The 17,142-nt window shown below is 64.4% G+C and carries 14 protein-coding genes; 6 read left to right on the top strand and 8 right to left on the bottom strand.

Annotated elements, in window-relative coordinates; all coding sequences use genetic code 11:
* Positions 1-4: 4 nt before the first annotated feature.
* From OXT71_20605 to OXT71_20595, 3 genes are read right to left on the bottom strand one after another with little or no spacing between them, the layout of a single operon-like run.
* Complete coding sequence (locus OXT71_20605; GenBank protein MDE2928792.1) at positions 5-1,756, bottom strand: hypothetical protein; 1,752 nt, start codon at positions 1,754-1,756, stop codon at positions 5-7.
* Positions 1,753-3,267 (bottom strand): hypothetical protein, encoded by a 1,515-nt coding sequence (locus tag OXT71_20600; protein ID MDE2928791.1) that lies wholly within the window; start codon positions 3,265-3,267, stop codon positions 1,753-1,755. Before OXT71_20600 ends, OXT71_20605 begins: the two co-directional genes overlap by 4 nt.
* On the bottom strand, positions 3,267-4,469 hold the full coding sequence (locus OXT71_20595; protein MDE2928790.1) for a DHHA1 domain-containing protein: 1,203 nt from the start codon (positions 4,467-4,469) through the stop codon (positions 3,267-3,269). Before OXT71_20595 ends, OXT71_20600 begins: the two co-directional genes overlap by 1 nt.
* Positions 4,470-4,627: 158 nt before the next feature.
* Between OXT71_20595 and OXT71_20590 the strand changes: the two genes are divergently transcribed.
* From OXT71_20590 to OXT71_20575, 4 genes are all read left to right on the top strand, one after another.
* Positions 4,628-5,227, top strand: a complete 600-nt coding sequence (locus OXT71_20590; protein MDE2928789.1) for a hypothetical protein — start codon at positions 4,628-4,630, stop codon at positions 5,225-5,227.
* Positions 5,228-5,382: 155 nt separating this feature from the next.
* Positions 5,383-5,799: a L,D-transpeptidase gene (locus OXT71_20585; GenBank protein MDE2928788.1), complete on the top strand. Its 417-nt coding sequence runs from the start codon at positions 5,383-5,385 to the stop codon at positions 5,797-5,799.
* Positions 5,799-6,320 (top strand): hypothetical protein, encoded by a 522-nt coding sequence (locus OXT71_20580; GenBank protein MDE2928787.1) that lies wholly within the window; start codon positions 5,799-5,801, stop codon positions 6,318-6,320. The genes OXT71_20585 and OXT71_20580 overlap by 1 nt, the downstream gene beginning before the upstream one ends.
* Before the next feature lie 31 nt (positions 6,321-6,351).
* Positions 6,352-7,746 carry a DUF3179 domain-containing protein gene (locus tag OXT71_20575; protein MDE2928786.1) on the top strand — a complete coding sequence of 465 codons (1,395 nt, stop codon included), beginning with the start codon at positions 6,352-6,354 and terminating at the stop codon, positions 7,744-7,746.
* Here the strand turns inward: OXT71_20575 and OXT71_20570 are convergent.
* Positions 7,739-8,455: a hypothetical protein gene (locus OXT71_20570; GenBank protein MDE2928785.1), complete on the bottom strand. Its 717-nt coding sequence runs from the start codon at positions 8,453-8,455 to the stop codon at positions 7,739-7,741. The two genes, OXT71_20575 and OXT71_20570, sit on opposite strands and share 8 nt — an antisense overlap.
* A gap of 100 nt (positions 8,456-8,555) precedes the next feature.
* On the opposite strand from OXT71_20570, the gene OXT71_20565 reads away from it, so the two are divergent.
* Both OXT71_20565 and OXT71_20560 read left to right on the top strand, forming a co-directional pair.
* Positions 8,556-9,329, top strand: a complete 774-nt coding sequence (locus tag OXT71_20565; protein ID MDE2928784.1) for a glucose 1-dehydrogenase — start codon at positions 8,556-8,558, stop codon at positions 9,327-9,329.
* 22 nt (positions 9,330-9,351) lie between these two features.
* A complete protein-coding gene (locus tag OXT71_20560) occupies positions 9,352-11,130 on the top strand; it encodes a hypothetical protein (protein ID MDE2928783.1) in 1,779 nt (592 codons plus the stop codon).
* Positions 11,131-11,240: 110 nt separating this feature from the next.
* On the opposite strand, the gene OXT71_20555 is transcribed toward OXT71_20560, so the two are convergent.
* From OXT71_20555 to OXT71_20540, 4 genes are all read right to left on the bottom strand, one after another.
* Positions 11,241-13,523, bottom strand: coding sequence for an MMPL family transporter (locus OXT71_20555; GenBank protein MDE2928782.1), 2,283 nt, complete (start codon positions 13,521-13,523; stop codon positions 11,241-11,243).
* Positions 13,520-14,896, bottom strand: a complete 1,377-nt coding sequence (locus OXT71_20550) for an NAD(P)/FAD-dependent oxidoreductase (GenBank protein ID MDE2928781.1) — start codon at positions 14,894-14,896, stop codon at positions 13,520-13,522. Before OXT71_20550 ends, OXT71_20555 begins: the two co-directional genes overlap by 4 nt.
* Before the next feature lie 507 nt (positions 14,897-15,403).
* Positions 15,404-15,934, bottom strand: coding sequence for a TerB family tellurite resistance protein (locus tag OXT71_20545; protein MDE2928780.1), 531 nt, complete (start codon positions 15,932-15,934; stop codon positions 15,404-15,406).
* A complete protein-coding gene (locus OXT71_20540; protein MDE2928779.1) occupies positions 15,931-16,929 on the bottom strand; it encodes a Gfo/Idh/MocA family oxidoreductase in 999 nt (332 codons plus the stop codon). Before OXT71_20540 ends, OXT71_20545 begins: the two co-directional genes overlap by 4 nt.
* Between the last annotated feature and the right edge of the window lie 213 nt (positions 16,930-17,142).

The raw sequence follows: 17,142 nt of genomic DNA, 5'->3' as shown, positions 1-17,142 counted from the left end.
CCCGTCATGGCGTCAGAAACGACCGGGTCTCGCTCCGGGCCACGGCGTCGCCGTTGATGCCCACCAGACGATAGTGGTAGCGGGTCGCCGGCTCCAGGCCGTCCAGATCGGCGAAAACGGAGCGGGGGGTGATTTCGGCGCCGGCGTAGGCCAACGGGGTTTTCATCCCCCAACCGGAATCGGCGCCGTATTCGAAGTGATAGTAGGTGACCATGCCCATGGGGGAGAGCCTTCCCTGCAGTCGGGCGGTGGTCCCGGTCAGGCGAAGAGGCTCCAGCGCTCGCAGGTGGGGGCGGCGGTCCGGGGAGAGGACGAAACTTCTGGTTTCGCCGCGCGTCACGCCTTCATCGCCAGTGGCCACCAGCCGGTAGTAAATGGTGTCGCCCGGCCGCAGGTCCCAGACATCCTGGTTCACGTTGTAGACGTCGTCGTCGGGAAGCATCCTGGCGCCGCTGCCGAAGACCTCGATCTCCCCCAGGCCCCAGCGCCGGGAACCGTAACCCGACAGCACGCGGACCTTCAGAAAGGAGGCCTCGACCGACAGCCCGGTCTTGGTGTCGAGGGCGAAATTGTCGTTGGGATGCCCCTTTTCGGGCAGTGTCATCCGGCAGACGGGCGTGAACGCCTCTCCGTCGGTGGACACCGAGATCTCAAGTTCCCGGCTGGGCCACTCGGGATTCTGGTGCGCCTGAATCGTCTCGACGGTCACCGGATCCTGGAAACCGTAGACGAAGTCCAGCGGTGCGGACGGACCCTCCGCGCTGCGCCAGGTCTTCCCTTCCCCGTGCCGCCACCCGTCCGTCAGGTTCGCGGGATCGCCGTGGCCGCCTTGCGGCCAACGAATCAAGCGGCCGCCGTTGCTGTCCAAGAGGAGGGACTCGTTGCGGTAGGTCAGCTCGAACTCGTCGAAATGGAGGGCGCCCACGGGAGGATTCTGGGGATCCACGAACGCCAGCAGGTGAAAGAAGTTGTTGTTGTTGTGCCCCAGGGCCTGGTCGATGGACCAGTATTCGTAGCGCTCCGAGGCCCGGCCCTGACCGATGTTCTTTCCGCCGTAGGTCCACTTCTCGGTGTCGTTCTCGAGACGGTAGGCGACCTGGTGCCAGTTCCCGTCCAGGAGCTGACCGGTGAGGCTGACGCCGCTGTAGGCCCAGTTGGCGCGGCGCCATCCGACCTGGTTTCCCCACCAGGAATTGCTCTGGCTCTGAAGCCACCAGATCAACTCCGATCCCCGGGGGTCCCAACCGTCTCCCCGGACCCAGATGGAGACTCGGGCGTCCCGCAGATCGGGGTCCGCCCCCCCCAGAACCGTGTTTCCCTCCTGCCGCCACTGGGCCAGCAGGCCGGTCCGGAGATATTTGACCAGGTGCAGAACGTCGGCGGCCATGTGGTTGAAATCGTTGTTGGTCGCCGGCTGCCGCCATTCGATATACCCCCCGGAGGCCCCTCCCTCCGGATGATGAATATGCTCCTGAGCCCAGCTATCCCAGGCTCCGGCACCCTCATCCCAGGTCTCCCGGTAATGGGCCGCCAGACGGGGCGGCAGCGGTCGTTCCCGGGTCCTGAACCCGAACGACGGAGTGGGTCCGTACTCGAAATGCCAGGTGGTGTAGATCCCCTTGGGGTGGATCTCGCCGTTGAGGCTCAGGGCGCCCAGGCCCAGGGGCGTGGCGCTTCCGGTGGTGGCGGTTGGAGCCTCGCCGCAGGAGGCGAGAAGGAGCGCGCCCGGGACGTAAAGCAGAAGGAAACGTCTCATTTCGAACTCCCGGCTTCGGCGCAGGTGAAGGAATAGAGCTTGGAATTGGTGGCGTAGATCCGGAGCCGGACGGCCCGGCCCTTCAGGGAGGAGAGATCCCGGCCCCCTTTCCACTCGGCCGTGTGACGAGTGGAATTTCCACGAATCCGGACCGCGTCCGCCTCGCCGAAACCCTCCAGCGGCCGCCCCTCAGGATCCAGGATCTCCACCCAGAATTCTCCTCGAGTGGCGTCCGCGTTGATCAGAACGCGACCTCCGCGGAAGGTGAACGGACGGGTCAGCAGGGACCCGAGCGAGGAACCGCTGTCCAGGGAGACGAATCCGTCCCGGCGGCATCGGGCCAGGGCCCCGAATCCGGTCCCGTTCCGGAGCCAGCCCTGTTCGGCCGCGGTCTCCGGGACGGCCTCCACCGCATGGGTCAGGAGCGTCGCATCCTGCGATGTGAGGACATGCGGACGGTTCCCGGCCGCGTAATAGACCCGGATCTCGTCGCCCACCAGAAGCGGCGTGAGCGCCCTCACCTGATGGGAGTCGAACCGGTCCGGAAGCCCGTACGTGAGAATGGGATGCCGCCTCCCCGCGCGCCGCCAGCCGACCCCGTCGCGGCTGAAGGCCAACTGGACGTCGATCATGAGGGAATCGGGATGATAGACGGAGAGAAGACCCCAGTAGACGCCCCGATCCCGGAACACAGCCATTTTGTAGAACTGGGTCCCGGGTGGATCGCTCGGATCCGGCGTGAGCACCGGAGTGGGGATTCGCCAGTCGACGAAGTCGGTGCTGTGTGAGAGCCCGATGTCCGAGAATCGGTCGCTGGGCCGCATGAAGGCCACGTACCTGTCCCATCGTTCGTCCCACCCCAATAGAGTATGAGTGTCCCCAATTCCATCGTGAGTCCCCTGGCCCCGGGTCTGGGAGAGGAGCGGACTCGACGGCTGAAGACTCCACCGAAGGCCGTCGGGAGAAAATCCCACCAGTAGGCCGGCTCGTCCTTTCTCTTCGATTCTGCCGTGTCCCAAGGCCTTGAAACGGCGCCCGGGATCGGTCTCATTGGCGTCCAGCAGCACCCGGCTGACGGGATAGGGAATCAGGTTGTTGCGGCGGGACCCGGCGAAGGAGGCCAGTCCCAGGTCGGGCTTCTCCCATGCGATGCCGTCGCGGGAAACGGCGTAGGCCCAGCGGTCGGTTCCGCGGCGGGGACTCGAAAGCTCGTCCCGGCACCGGTACCACATCTTGAAGCGCCGGTCCGCGTCATCGAAAAGGACGGTGGCCGGCAAGGTGGACCGTCCTTCCCAGGGCCGCTGAGGACTCAACACCGGGTTGGCCGCATGCTTTTCCAGTGGATTGAGCCGTCGCTCGAGGGCCTCGGTTCTCTCCAGAACGAAGTTGTCCACCAAGACCTGGGTCTCGTGGCCGATTTCCAGAACCGGAGGAACTACGGGAACGGGCTGTGTGCAAGCCCAGAGCAGTCCCGGGAGAATCAGTCCGGCGGAAAGACGCAGTCGAAGCATCAATCGACCTCCTCGATCCGTTTCATGGCGGCGTCGAGAGCCTCCGCCAAACCTTCAGGCCGCGACCCGCGGGCCTGCGCATGGCGGGGACTGCCCCCTCCCCGGCCGGCGATGAGAGGGGCGGCCTTCCGGATCCAGTTGCCCATGTGCCAGGGCAGGTCCTCCGAACGGGCGAAGACCAGAGCCGGAGATTCGCCTTCCAGTCCCAACAGCGCCAACCGCTTTTCTCCGTCCTGGACCAGTTTACGGCCCAGTTCCCGCGCGGCCTTCATGTCCATCCCGGCCAGCACGCGCCGGACCACTCGAATGCCCTCCACCTCCGCTGCACCGCCCAGCAGCCGGGCCGCCTCCGAATCCAGGTAACGGTCCTGCACCTCCGCCAACTTTTTGCGCAGCCCTTCTTCCCGCTCCAAACGCTCCATGGCGGCCTCCACCACTTCCCGGTCGGGACGGGAATAGAGGCGGGAGAGCCGATAGACGGCCCGGTTCTTCCAGCGGTAGTCCCGGAGCGCTCTCCATCCGCAGTAGAACTCGACCCGGACCCGCTTCTTGGCCCGCTCCCAGCGCCGGATCTTGATGAGGCCCACTTCCCCCGCCGAGCGGCAATGGGTTCCCCCGCAGGCGGAAAAATCGAAGTCCGAGACCTCTACGATCCGCAGCGTACCCTTCCGCCCGGACGGCTTTCGAAGGGGAAACTCGCTCTGGCGGCCGGCGTCGACCAGGTGGACCCGGATGGGCCGGCACTCGACGATGATCCGGTTGGCCGCGTCTTCCACCTCGTAGATCAGCTCCGGGGTCAGCGCATCTCCCGTCAGATCGATGGTGCACAGCTCCCGGCCGAGGTGGAAAGAGACGGTGTCCCAATCCAAGACCCGGATAAAGGCCTGCGACAGTATGTGCTGGCCGGTGTGCTGCTGCATGTGGTCGAAGCGCCGCTCCCAGTCGAGCCTGCCATCCACCACCTGACCTTCCGCCAGGCCCTCCTGCTCCAGCAGGTGCAGCAGCCGGCCGCCTGAGTCCGCCAGACCCACTACCGGCAACCCCTCCAAGAGGCCCCGGTCCGACGGCTGCCCTCCTGAGGCGGGATAGAAGCAGCTCCGGTCCAGCACTACGGCCGGATTCCCCTTCCAGCGGTCCACACCGGTGACTCGCGCGCGGAAGTCCTTGAGATAAGAATCCTGGTGATAGAGTCGCTGGGTCATGGAACGACTGCTCCGGCCGATTCCGGCCAAGCTCCGGAAATCACGAAGAACTCCCCGGTTCCTGGACCGGAGGCAAACATGCTAACATGGACCAATTATTGGCCAATGCGTATGTTCCATTCTCACGAACAGACTCGGGAAGGTCTGAAGGAGGTCACATGAGAAGAGTTCTCCTGTTCTCGTCTTGCGCCGCATTGCTGGTGCTTCTCACGGGTTGCGACAGCCCGCCGGCGTCGGAACTCGACGCGGCGCGCCAAGCTGTGGACGCGGCCCGGGCCGCGGAGGCCGAAACCTATGCGCCGGATGAGATCGGCAAGGCGTCGGCGACGGTGAACGAGGCCGAAGCCGAGATCGCCGTGCAGGATGACAGCTTCGCCCTGACCCGAAGCTACGATCAGGCCAGGGAGCTCTTGAGCCGCGCCACTTCCGAGGCTGAAGCCGCAACCGCGGCGGCCGGTGAGAACAAGATCAAGGTCAAGGGTCAGTCGGAGGCGGCCAACGAAGCGGCTCAGGCCGCCATCGAAAACGCCCAGGGCATGTTGCGCAAGGCGCCGCGGCGGGGCAAGGCAGCTCGCGAGAGCGTGGCCGCCCTGGAGGCCGACGTGGCCTCGGCCGAGGCCACGCTGGCTGGCGCACAGCAGGCCTACGATGCGGGCAAGTACATGGACGCCTTGAATCAATTCGGCGCAGTCAAGCGGAAGGCGGACGGCGTCAGCTCCGAGATTGAGCAGGCCATTCAGCAAAGAAGGCGACGCTGACCCGAGCCCTTCTCCTGCTTGGCGCCGTCATACTGGGGGCTTCCGCCTTTTCCAGCCCCGAGAGCCGGTTTGAAGCGTACGGCGCCAGCCCCGCCCCGGCGGCGCGGGATTCTGCCAAACCCGAGGTCCGTCCGCCGCGGGGGCGCATTATTCTCATCGACACGGCGGAGAACCGCCTCTACGTCCGTCACGGGCGGCGGGTCCTCCTGGATGCCCTGTGCGCGACGGGAAGCGGACACCGTCTGATCTCCGGCGACCGGGAGTGGACCTTCGAGACTCCCCGGGGTGAATTCCAGATCACGTACGTGACCGAATTCCCGGTCTGGCGCAAACCGGACTGGGCATACGTGGAAGAGGGCGAACCCCTTCCCGAGCGGGACGGCGACCGGATGGAATACGGCGTATTGGGAAGTTTCGCCATGGGAATCGGAGACGGCTACTACATCCACGGGACTCTTTACACGCGGCTTCTGGGACAGAACGTGACCCACGGATGCATCCGGTTGTCCGAACCCGACCTGAACAAGTTCGTGGACCTGGCTCCGTTGGGGACTCCGGTTTTCATCTTCTGATGGGGAGGCGGCACCGGCTCCTCTCCACGGTCCTGTTCCTGGGGCTGTCTTCAGCCGCATGGTTCTACTCCGCACAGAGCGGCCCGCGAGTGGAAATCTCAGTCGACACAGCGCGGATCGTGCAACGGGGACTCGTGCTCAAAGAGATTCCCATACGGCGGTCCAACCGCGGCTCCGGCCCCGTTCGTTCCTCCCGGGTTTCCAAGCTGGACCCTCCCCGTCCCGTGGAGGAAATTCGGGTTGCCCGGGGAAGACCTGCTCCGCTGATCTCCCGCCGCGGCGTCGACACCATGCCCGGCACCTATGCCGTGGAGTTGGAGAACGGATCGGTCCTGTTCGTTGCACCTCCGGATCTGACCGGATTGACCTGGCAGAAGCGCTCCCAACGGCGGCTGCGCCTGATCCTGGCGCAGTTTCAATCCCTGGTGCGCGAGGTCTCGGTCCTGCAACTGGAGATGGAGGAACCGGCCGCGCGACGACTCTACTGGGTCCTGCGGGAGGGGACGGAAGTTTCGTATTGAACCGGGTATGACCACTTTTCGAAAGGGATCAATGCGGGACGGAAATGGAAGGCGAATTGGAACCGGGACGAGGATCCCGGCACTGGCGATCCTGATCCTGTTGGCCTGCGTCCCTGCTGACGGCTTGGCCCAAGCCGCCGAGACCAAGGACCCTTCCCCCACCGCCGCCATCGGCGATCTGGCCAGCCCCGACCGCAAGGTGCACCGGGCCGCCGCCCGCAAGCTGGAAGCCAACTGGCATCCGGGATTCGCCCCCATGCTGGTGGAGATTCTCATGCTGATACCCCCCGGTGACGCCCGCGGCAACAACGTCCTGAAGCTCCTGCGCAAAGGGACGGGTCAGAATCTGCCGGCGGACACCGACCGCTGGTGGCGCTGGATCTGGAGCCGGGAGGAGCAGGAACATCCCGAATACGCAACTTTCAAGGCCACTATCTACTCCTTCAGGGACAAACGCTTCGCCCGCTACTTCGTCCCCGGAACCCCGCGCACGATTCGTCTCGACGAGGTGGTCTGGGGCGGCGTGAAGAAGGACGGCATTCCGCCGTTGGAATATCCCAAGATGATTCCCGCCGCGGAGGCGGACTACCTGAAAAACAACCACATCGTCTTCGGCGTCTACCTGAACGGCGAGGCCAAGGCCTATCCCAAGCGGATTTTGGCCTGGCACGAACTCTTCAACGACCGTGTCGGTGGCATCGACGTCACCTGCGCCTACTGCACCCTGTGCGGCGCCGCCGTCCTCTACGACCAGAAGGTGGGAGACCAACAGTTCAGCTTCGGGACCAGCGGCTTCCTCTACCGTTCCAACAAGCTGATGTACGACCGCCAGACCAACACCCTCTGGTCGGCCCTGGAGGGGGTTCCCGTCATGGGCTCCCTGGTGGGCTCGGAACTGCAGTTGAAACGCCTGCCCATCGTCACCACCCGCTGGAAGGAATGGCGGCGGCGGCACCCGGAGACAAAGGTCCTGTCGCTGGACACGGGCCATCGGCGGGACTACGGGGAGGGGGTCGCCTACCGGGAGTATTTCGCCACCGACCGGCTCATGTTCCCCACCCCCTTTCAGGACAAGCGCCTGAAGAACAAGCAGCAGGTCCTGGCCATGCTCATGGACGGCGAGGCGGTCGCCTGGGACACCCGGTTCCTGCGCAAGCGCCGGGTGCACCAGGATCGGGTGGCCGGGCAGGAGCTGGTCATCCTCACCGACAAGTCGGGGGCCAACCGGGTTTACGACGCCACTGGTGTCACGTTCACCAAGTGGGACCGGGATTCCAGGGTCAGGGACAAATCGGGACGGCAGTGGGAGGCGACGGAGACCGCCCTGCTGGGACCGGACGGCGAGAAACTCATCCGCTTGGCCGCGCACCGCGCCTTCTGGTTCGGCTGGCGCGCCCAGTTTCCCAACACCCGGCTGGTCAAGTAACCGGGCCGGGCGCCGCGCGCAACGTGACGGCGTCCTCAAGGCAGAGGTTCATCACCGGCGTCAGCTCCCGGAAGACGGCCAGCATGCCGGCCGCCAGGTCGGGTCCCGCCGAGCCTTCGACCTCTTCCGGCGTCATGGGATAGTGCAACTGGAATACGAACCACTGGTCCGGCGGCGCTTTCGCAATGATTTCTCGAAGGTCCGATGCCGGAGGCAGGCGTCCGGAGAAGGATTGGAGACCGGTTCCGAACGACCCCAGAGTCACCTGGAAACCGTCTTCTTCGACGGGTCGGCGGACCTCCCGTTCCCACCATCCGTTCGGCGCCAGACCCTGCCGGAGCCGATGCCAGTCCCAGTCCGGCCGCAGCCGGTAGTCTTCCTGCGAGTCCGGCGCCTGGATCAACCCTCGTTCCACATGAAGCCCGGTCTTGAACAGTTCCTCCTCCCGGTCGACCATGATGAAGAACTTGGCGCTGGAGAAGTTGCGGCCACCCGAGATGGGCTTGGCGCGCCGGTTGGCCCGCGGCAGGAAACAGATCCATTGCCAGTAGACGCCGCGGCCCCAGCGGTCGATGATGAAGTCCTGCCCGTAAAGCTGCTGCAGGGACAGCTTCAGGATCTGCGTGATGCGGGCCCGGGGCTCCAGGTGCCCCACCCGGATGCCTTTTCGGAAATCCAGAAACTCGGCCTTGAACGCATTTCCCAGCATCTGGCGCCCCTTCCCGCACCGCGCTTGAAGCGGTACGGTCCCGCCTGGGAGTCTGGTATCATTCCTCCACTTCGCGGTCAATTTCCCCAGGTGACATCCTATGCGGTTGCAGCGCAGAGTGGCCATTGTGACCGGAGGAAGTTCGGGAATCGGCCGGGGCATCGCCCTGGAGCTGGCCCGGGAGGGCGCCGCGGTGGCGGTCGCCGACATCCGGGAGACGCCCAAGGTCGGCCGTTACTACGAGACCGAGCCCCGCAAGCCCACCGTGGATGAGATCCGGGGGCACGGCGGCCGGGGGATCTTCCTCCAGGGCGACATCGCCTGCGAGGATTTCGTCCGACAACTCGTGGACACGACGGTTGAGGAATTCGGGGCGTTGGACATCCTGGTCAACAACGCCGGCGTCCACATCCCGGGAACGTCCCAGACCCTGGCCGTGGCCGACTGGGACCGGGTCCTGTCGATCAATCTCCGGGCGCTCTTCCTGACCACGAAGGTGGCGGTTCCTCATTTGAAGCGCTCCTCTCACGGGCGGATTATCCATATCTCTTCGGTGAACTACAGAGGCGGAGGAGCGGGTCCGGTCTATGCTCCCACCAAGGCCGCAGTGGTGAACCTGGCCCGCGACACGGCCGTGGAGTTGGGTCCTTTGGGCATAACCGTCAACGCCGTCTGTCCCGGCTTCATTGAAACGGCCAACCAGGACTACCTGACTCCGGAACAGATCGAGGACGGACGCCGGCGGACGCTCCTGCCCCGATTCGGAACTCCCCGGGACATCGCCCGGGCCTGCGTCTTCCTCGCCTCCGACGACGCGTCCTGGATCACCGGCTCGGCGCTGGTGGTGGACGGCGGCTGGATGGCGACGGTATGAGCATCCTCGCGAGGTCCGCTGCTTGAGTTCCCGTCCGTTCCTGCTCTCGGCCACCGTCGATTTTCCGGACGATGTCCGCTACGGGCCCTACAGCCTGGAGCTCCTGGAGGAAATGGTCCTCCAGATCAAGAGCCTGGGGGTCCGCAGAATCTACTGGCTCTACTACGGCGACGAGGAGGCCGACTCGTACTGGGCGGGCAACACCTTCGACTACATGCGGTACGGCCGGGCCACCGTGGATCGAATCGGCGAGCCTCTGAAGGCGGTGACCCCCATCGCCCACCGTCACGGACTGGAAATTTACGCGGTCCTGAAGCCCTTCAACACCGGCTTGTCGGGCACCTATCCCCAAGGGTCCCCCCAGGGTAACCACACCCGTGTCAACCGAATCGGGGGTTGCCTCCAACAGGTGTTCCCCTTCGTGGAGCGGTTTCCCCACACTCGAGTCGCGAGACGTCCATGGGACGCCCCGCCGAATCTCGATGCCGTTCCGATCCGGAAGATCCGGCTTCTGAAAGCGGACGACTCGCCCACCCGCATCCGCAAGGAGCATCTCCAGATCTGGACCAGCGCCGACAACCACCGCTACCGGCGGCAACCGGTGGACTTCTCCCTGGCGGACCGGGTGGAGCCGTCTCCCCGGGAGGTCCGGGAGTTCTTCGGCGGCCTGTTGACCGCTTCCGGCGCACCCGTGCGGACCCTGACGCTGGAGGGACTCGACCTCACCGAGCGCTACATCCTGGTCACCACCGACTTCCAGGACCGGGAGGGAGACTTCGGCAACGCCCCCTCGGCCATGATCGAAGCCTACGGCCCGGGTCCGGATCCGCTGCCCATCGTCATCGCCACCCGAAGCGCCATGTGGATCCGCCCCCGGGATTTCCGCACCGGAGGATTGGAATTCGACTCGGGGATGGGACCGTTCCCGGTCCAGTTGGACACCGACAACGCCTCCACCGACGGCACCATGTTCGGCATCGTCACCAAGTCGAAATGGAACTGGGGCGGTTGCATCGCCTTCGCCCGGGGACGAAACGGCACGCTGGCCTGCACTCCCTGCGCCGTCTACCCCGAGGTGGAGAAGCTCTGGACCGGCTGGGTGGACCGGCTCCTCGAAGCGGGCGTGGACGGAGTGGACGTCCGGGTCTCCGCCCACGGGTCGCTGACGGACGAACCCCTGGAATATGGCTTCAACCCCCCGCTGTTGGAAGAGTACCGGGAGAGATTCGGACGCGAGGTCGGAAATACGGATGGGGATCGCGCACGGCTCGCCCGGCTCCGGGGCCGCCACTACACCCGGTTCATCCGCGAGGCCAGCCGCCGGGTCCGGAGCGCCGGCAAGAAGTTCCAGGTCCACGTCCACGCCGAAGCCTTCGGGCCCGACCCATGTCACGGTCAGCTCATGGGCTTCCCCGCCAACCTGGAATTCGACTGGCGGACCTGGCTCCTGGAAGGACTGGCCGATGGCATCACGCTCCGAACCACCTGGTTCGAGGCGCCGGAGGCGGACCGGGGCCTGCTCCACAACGCCCTGGACGATTCCGTAGTGGAGGAAGCCCTGGCGCTCTGCAATCGCAGCGGAATCCCCGTCTACCTCAACCGCTACCTGAAACGGACCGTCTCCATGCAGGAATACATCTCCGACCTGGAGCAGATCTACCACGACCCCCGATTCGCCGGCTTCGACATCTACGAGTACGCCCACCTCTCCAGGCCGAATCCGAAAGGCACGAAGATCGTCCCCGTTGAGGATCGGATGGAGAAAATCCGGAACACCGTCAGGCGCCTGGGAATTCTGTAGCTGGGGACGGCGACATCCTTGTCGCCGGGGTAGTGCACGACGGGCGGAGCTTCCACGCCGACCAGGCAGGACTCAAACAGCAGGAGCCCCACTCGGGCTGGATTGACAGATCATGTTTTTCGCCGATCGAGGGTCATCAGAATCGGTGGGAGGAGCAGGAGATCCGCAAGCAGCGCGAAGGTGATGGCGAGCGCGACCATGAAGCCGAGCTGCGCACCGGGCTCGTATCCGGACGTGGAGAACACGAGGAAGCCCGCCACCAGAATGGCCGTGGTCGTGCCCAACGCTCGACCCACTGCGCCAAACGTGGTGCGAACCGCCTCGGATGCCGAACGCCCTTTTTGCCGGTCTCTCATGTAGTGGGTCATAAAATGAATGGTGTCGTCCACGATGACGCCGATGGCGACCGCGACCACCACGGAGCCGCCGAGTCCGACATTGCCATGGAGATATCCCCACAAACCGAACAACAGCACCGCCGGGATGAAGTTCGGCACAAGACAAACCATTCCGATGAGCACGTTTCGGAAGACCAGGAGCAGGATCACTGAAATCAGTCCAGCCGCAAGGATCGTCCCCTCCAGCATGCTCCAGGTGTTATCGCTCGACATGTGGGCGGCGATCATGGTGAAGCCCGAAGCCGGCCCGGAGAGCCCGGGTGCGTTGGCCTCCAGCCAGTTCCGGGCGCGCGCGTCGAGGTCGAGATGCTCCACCGTGGATGTTTCCTTGAGCACCACGGTCATCCGTGTCGCGGATTTGGCGATGTCCACCCGATCATTGAGATCAGCGCCGAAGGGCAGCGAGAACTCGTAGAGCAGCAGGAACTGTGCCGCGAGTTCGGCATCGTCCGGTATCCGGTAGAACGCGGGATCGTCCCCGTGCAGGTTCCGGTTCACGCGCTTCATGATGTCCGTGAACGCCTGCACGTGATGCACTTCGGGCTGGTCGCGGCACCATTCGGCGAACGCATCGACCGTACGCAGATATTCAGGATCCGTGATGCCGCCCTCGCGCTCCGAGTTCAACGAGTATTCGAGCCGGTCGATCCCCGTCAGATTCGCGGTGACAAAATCCGTATCGGTGCGGAAAGCATAGTGATCATCGAAATGGTGCGCCCAGTTGTCGCTCAACTCGTTGCGGGGAATACCGGTCGCCAGCGCAACAACCACGAAGATGGAGGACCAGAGAACCAGTGCCCGGTGCGCGACCACGAAATCTCCCAGACGGTCGAAGAAAGGCGACCTCCCGGGACGGGCGGGCCTCGCCCGCAGGGGCAGGATCGAGAACAGCGCGGGCAGAAGCGTTACCGAGTAGACGAAACCGAACAGCACACCCAGTGCCACCAAATTGCCAAGGACATGGAACGGCGGCGAATCCGACATGTTCAGGCTGAGGAATCCTATCGCCGTGGTGGCGGATGTCAGAAACACCGGATACAGATTGTCACTAAGGGATGCCCTGATCGCCGCGTTGCGTCCCTGCCACCGGCGGAGGCCGGCCAGCACCATGGTCGCGATATGAATCGCATGGGCGACGCCGACCGTCACGATGATGATCGGCACGCTTGCGCTGATCGGCGTCAGCAGGACGCGCGACCAGCCCGCCACTCCGAGGGTGCTGAGCACAACGAACAAGAGCAAAACGGCGATGGCAAGGGTAGCGTACACCGAGCGCAGGATGAGGACGGTAATGGCGAGGATGACCAGGAATGCGATGGGAATCTTCTTTGCGTCATCCTGCGCCGCCTCGGTGAAGGTCTGGTTCAGGATCACATTCCCGGTCAGGAAGTAGCGTAGATCCGGATGGGTCGCCCTGGCGTTGTCGAGCAAGTCTCGGAGATGGCTCGAAATCTCTGCCCAAGCCGCTTCCTTCGGCTCGGGCAGAGCGAAGCTGATGGCCAGTCCGGTCGTGCGGCCATCACCGGAAATCAGTTGCCCGACGAGTTCGGACTCGTTCAGAGCGATGGTCCGGACCCGCTTGAGGTCATCATTGCTGAAGGACTTGGCGTCCGCTACGAGTGGGGCAATGGTGAGTTCGTCCCCCTCCGCCTCGCTGTGGAAATAGTTGGTGAGCGAATTGACTCGGACGGAGTACGGCGTCTGCCACGCAGTCTCAGTCAGCTCTTCGATCGCGGCGAGGGTATCGCGGGTGAACACCGTCCCCCCACGCGGGGAAATCGCGATCAGCGCCGACCTCGACGCGACGTAGGTGTCCTGCAGCTCGTCGAACGCAAGGAGGTCAGGATTGTCCTCGCCGAACAGCACGCGATAGCTGCTGGAAACGGTAAGACCAGACATGCCCGCTGCCGTCGCAAGCATGACCAGCGCCGCGAGCACGATAACCAGCCACCGACCGCGAAGAACAAAATCGATATAGCGGTCCATCGGTGTCATCGACCGGCTTCACTTTCTTGGGACGCCAACATGTCCGCAACCTCCGTCGCCGCGTTGACGCCACTGGCCAGGGCCCCGCTCACCGACGGCACTCGCATGTAGTCACCCGCCAGGAAAAGGTTTTTCACCTCCCCGCCGAGTTGACGGCGCATCTCCGTGACCGCCTTGAACATGCCGGGCGGCATCATGCATACGGCCTCCCTCCAACGGTAAACACGCGTGAACACCCCCTCGTCGTCGCCGGGAAGTGCGGAACCGGGAGGGGGATTGCGTCGCGCGTCGCCGAGCATCCGGCGCTTGATCTCCTCATCGTCCAGCGGAAACAGCTCCTCCGCGCGGTCGCGACCGACGAGCAGGTCGAGCGTGCTCTTGCCCCGCGGTGCGATGCCCGGAAGGTTGATGGACCGGTCCAGCAAGAGCGGGGTATCGTCTTCGGGGTACAGCGCGCCGTGCCAGCCCGGAGGAAGGGGCGCGTGGTCGAGTCCGATCACCACTCGACACCCGCGCGAGTAGGGGATCCCGTCGAGTGTGCGGCGAATCCCGGCCGGCAGGCCGGGGATGACGTCTGCCACCTTTGTGGCAGGAAGGGCGCAGATGACCGCGTCCGCCTCGATGGGGCCATCGTCGACCATCACGCTCGCCACGGCGCCGTCCCGGATAACCACGCGGCGGACGGGGGTCGAAACGCGAACGGCATCTCCACACGCGGCGGCCAGCGCGTGGGACAGAGCGCCTGCGCCCTTCTCCGGCACGTAGATCTGATCGGCCTTCAACAGCATTTCCGCCAGATAGGTCCGCATATACGCCGCGCCGGCATCTTCGGTGCGACCCATCGTCATCTCAAGGAATCCGGCCAGCGTGGTCTTCAGATAATCGGGCACGCCGATCCTCGCCAGGTAGTCGCCGAAGGTCTCCTCTCCGTCGATCTCGACGATCCTGCACTCGCTGGAGAAATTCAGGTACTCGGATTGCCGGTTGATCTCCCTGACCAGTTTCAGGATCGGCCGGACGACCCCGGGCGAGAGGAATCCCAGCGTCCAGAACGCCGGCAGGTTTCTGACGAGGGCGCCAACAGACTGGACCGGCGTCGTGAGCACCCACCGGCCGTTTCTGCGCCAGCCCAAGTTCATCTCCGAACCAACCAGGCGCAATCCCAACTCCTCGCACATGCGAAAGGCAACGTCGTATGAGGAGCAGAAGAAGTCCGCGCCTTCGTCCAGACAGAAACCGTCCACCCGGTCGCCGCCCAAGCGTCCACCCACACGGTCGTTGGCCTCGAACAGGATGGGGTCGATGCCGCGTTTCTTGAGGGTCCATGCAGCGCTCAGCCCGGAGGCTCCTCCACCGATGATGATGACCCTTTTCTCCCCCACGACAGTCTCCAAGTCGGTCGAACCTCCCGTGGCCCGCCGGACCATGCTTTTGCCGGTCCTTCTCTTGCGCCTTTGACGTTGCGGAGTTACTCGGACGACGGACACATGTGATCGGGCCTATCGATCAACAACTTGTTAAATTTATCACGAGACGGTTAACAATCGCAGCAGATGTGTCGTTATTAGGTGAAATTTCCGTTTCCATTAGCACCGATTATTAATAAAACTGACAAAGCGCCTCGATTTTTTGCCGGGATCGCAGGTCTTGGTGCGTGGGTTCAGGGGGTCAGCCTTCCGCTCGGCTCCAGAGTGGCCGGTGAACGTCCAAGAGACCGTTTTCCGGAGGCACCCCCTCCTTTGAGAGTTCGAAAACAGGGTTGTTGTGGCGACAGATGGCGACTACGTCGGATGTAATCGACCCAGGACCCGCCAGAAGACCCCCTGCTCGCGGCAGGCCGAGGTCAAGTGGATCCAGATAAGGAATCGGCGGTTGGGAAATCGCCCCTCCTATTCCTCGATCCTCCTGAGGACGTTCAGGTGGTCCCGGAAGCGGGACCTGAGGGCGATGAAATCCCGGTGCGAGAGCTGCAGTTCTTTGGTGATCTGGCGCATTTCGGCGTCCTCGGCCGTTGAGATCCCTTCATGGGAGGCCGACACCGCCAAGAGGCAACCCATCAGTTCCAGCTTCTGACTGCGGGTGGCGATGCGATTGAACTCGCGGGTCACGAGATAGTTGTCCGTGGCGCCGAAGAGCCGATTGTGGGTCTTTGCCATCTGAACCACCAGAACCGATTGCGACTCCGGCAGGCCCCCCTGCTCCCGGACGATCGTCTCCATCTGGACGACTTCCTCCGGACTGATCTCCAGATCGGCATGGGCCACGCGGTTCAGTATGTAGGAGAAGCAGGCGATGTATCGGGCTTCCGAGGCTTCCAGTTGATCCAGCTTGGCGGCGATCTCAAGGACGATGTGTCCCTCTTCGGCGGGCTCCTGGCGCGGTTCCAACTTGTTCAGGCCCAGAAGACGCCAGAGGCTCATTCCAGATCCGCCAAACCTTCGACCTCGGCCCAGGTCCCGGTGTCGATGGAGCGCTCACCCGCCAGTCCCACCAGATGGCTGCGGGCGACGGCCCGGACTCCGGCGCGCTGGGGGGCTTGACCGGAGACGGCATCCAGAAAGGCCGCGACGCATTCGCACATTCCGGGCCAGCCGGCGTAGGGCTCCAGTGCCGGGACCCGTTCGATATCCGGTTCCGGCCGGGTCAGGGTCCGCAACCGGATTTCGGCGGTGAAGAGATCCGCTTGCAGGTCACCTTCGGTGCCGGTGACCTCGAGGCTGGTGGTCATGCCAGGAACCGCCGAGATGTTGGCGTCGAAGCTGCCCCAGACCCCGTCGTAGTCGAGCTGGGTCAAGGAATAGGATTGCATCCGTCCCGGAAACCCGTGGCCGTCCTGCACCAGCACGCGCTTGGGGGAGGCTCCCAGCACTTGATCCAATGCGTCGACGTACCAGGGCGAGAGGGAGTGCATAAGACTGATCCCCGCCGACGGATCGGGGCTCCACGAGCCGCGCATCCGGATCATGGCGGTGCGGGGCTCGCCGATGGCGCCCTCCGCCACACGCCGGGCGGCGCGATGGATGACCGGAATGAACCGTAGCTCCATGTCGGCGTGGGTCACCTGACGGGCGCCCAGGAGACGCCGCAGGACGGGACGGACCCGATCCCGGTGATTGGCCACGGGAGGCTCGTGGAAGAAGGGGAGGCCCGATTCAACGGCGGCCAGCACCCCTTCCTCGTGCAAGGACGAGGGAAGAGCCAGGATGAGGGCGTCCACTTCCTCGTCGAAAAGGCCGGCGAAGCCGGAGTGGAGCGCGACGTGTGAGCCCAGTTCCGCCCGGATGCGGGCGCGAGTCGCCGGGGTGCGCGCCGCCGCGGCCACGATTCTCGCCCGGCCGTCCCGTTCCAGCGAAGGGATCAAGGCTTCGCGGGTCCATTCGCCGTAACCGGCGAGGGCGATTCGTATCAAGTCCAAGGACACCTCCTTTTTGGAGGTCACTCTAACACGGCCCCTTCACTTTCCCCATTTTGCCGGAGTGTCGCAGGAGGGGACGTTCTTGCCCCTCGTTCCCGGAATCGGCGGTTGGAAACCGCCGCTCCGCGGGGGTTGGAAATCCCCCCAACCGCGCCGGGGAGAAAAACCCCCAACCAAACCAAATTTACTAGGTCGCCGGCGTAAAAGGGAAGA

This window comes from Acidobacteriota bacterium (genome assembly GCA_028874215.1).
Taxonomy (GTDB): Bacteria; Acidobacteriota; UBA6911; order RPQK01; family JAJDTT01; genus JAJDTT01.
This window is presented reverse-complemented; position numbering and strand designations above follow the sequence as displayed.

Bases quoted from the DNA above. Each gene is read 5' to 3' on its own strand.
- OXT71_20590 (MDE2928789.1), top strand. From the start codon at position 4,628: ATGAGAAGAGTTCTCCTGTTCTCGTCTTGCGCCGCATTGCTGGTGCTT.
- OXT71_20565 (MDE2928784.1), top strand. From the start codon at position 8,556: ATGCGGTTGCAGCGCAGAGTGGCCATTGTGACCGGAGGAAGTTCGGGA.
- OXT71_20570 (MDE2928785.1), bottom strand. From the start codon at position 8,455: ATGCTGGGAAATGCGTTCAAGGCCGAGTTTCTGGATTTCCGAAAAGGC.
- OXT71_20595 (MDE2928790.1), bottom strand. From the start codon at position 4,469: ATGACCCAGCGACTCTATCACCAGGATTCTTATCTCAAGGACTTCCGC.
- OXT71_20555 (MDE2928782.1), bottom strand. From the start codon at position 13,523: ATGACACCGATGGACCGCTATATCGATTTTGTTCTTCGCGGTCGGTGG.
- OXT71_20580 (MDE2928787.1), top strand. From the start codon at position 5,799: ATGGGGAGGCGGCACCGGCTCCTCTCCACGGTCCTGTTCCTGGGGCTG.
- OXT71_20545 (MDE2928780.1), bottom strand. From the start codon at position 15,934: ATGAGCCTCTGGCGTCTTCTGGGCCTGAACAAGTTGGAACCGCGCCAG.
- OXT71_20605 (MDE2928792.1), bottom strand. From the start codon at position 1,756: ATGAGACGTTTCCTTCTGCTTTACGTCCCGGGCGCGCTCCTTCTCGCC.
- OXT71_20600 (MDE2928791.1), bottom strand. From the start codon at position 3,267: ATGCTTCGACTGCGTCTTTCCGCCGGACTGATTCTCCCGGGACTGCTC.
- OXT71_20575 (MDE2928786.1), top strand. From the start codon at position 6,352: ATGCGGGACGGAAATGGAAGGCGAATTGGAACCGGGACGAGGATCCCG.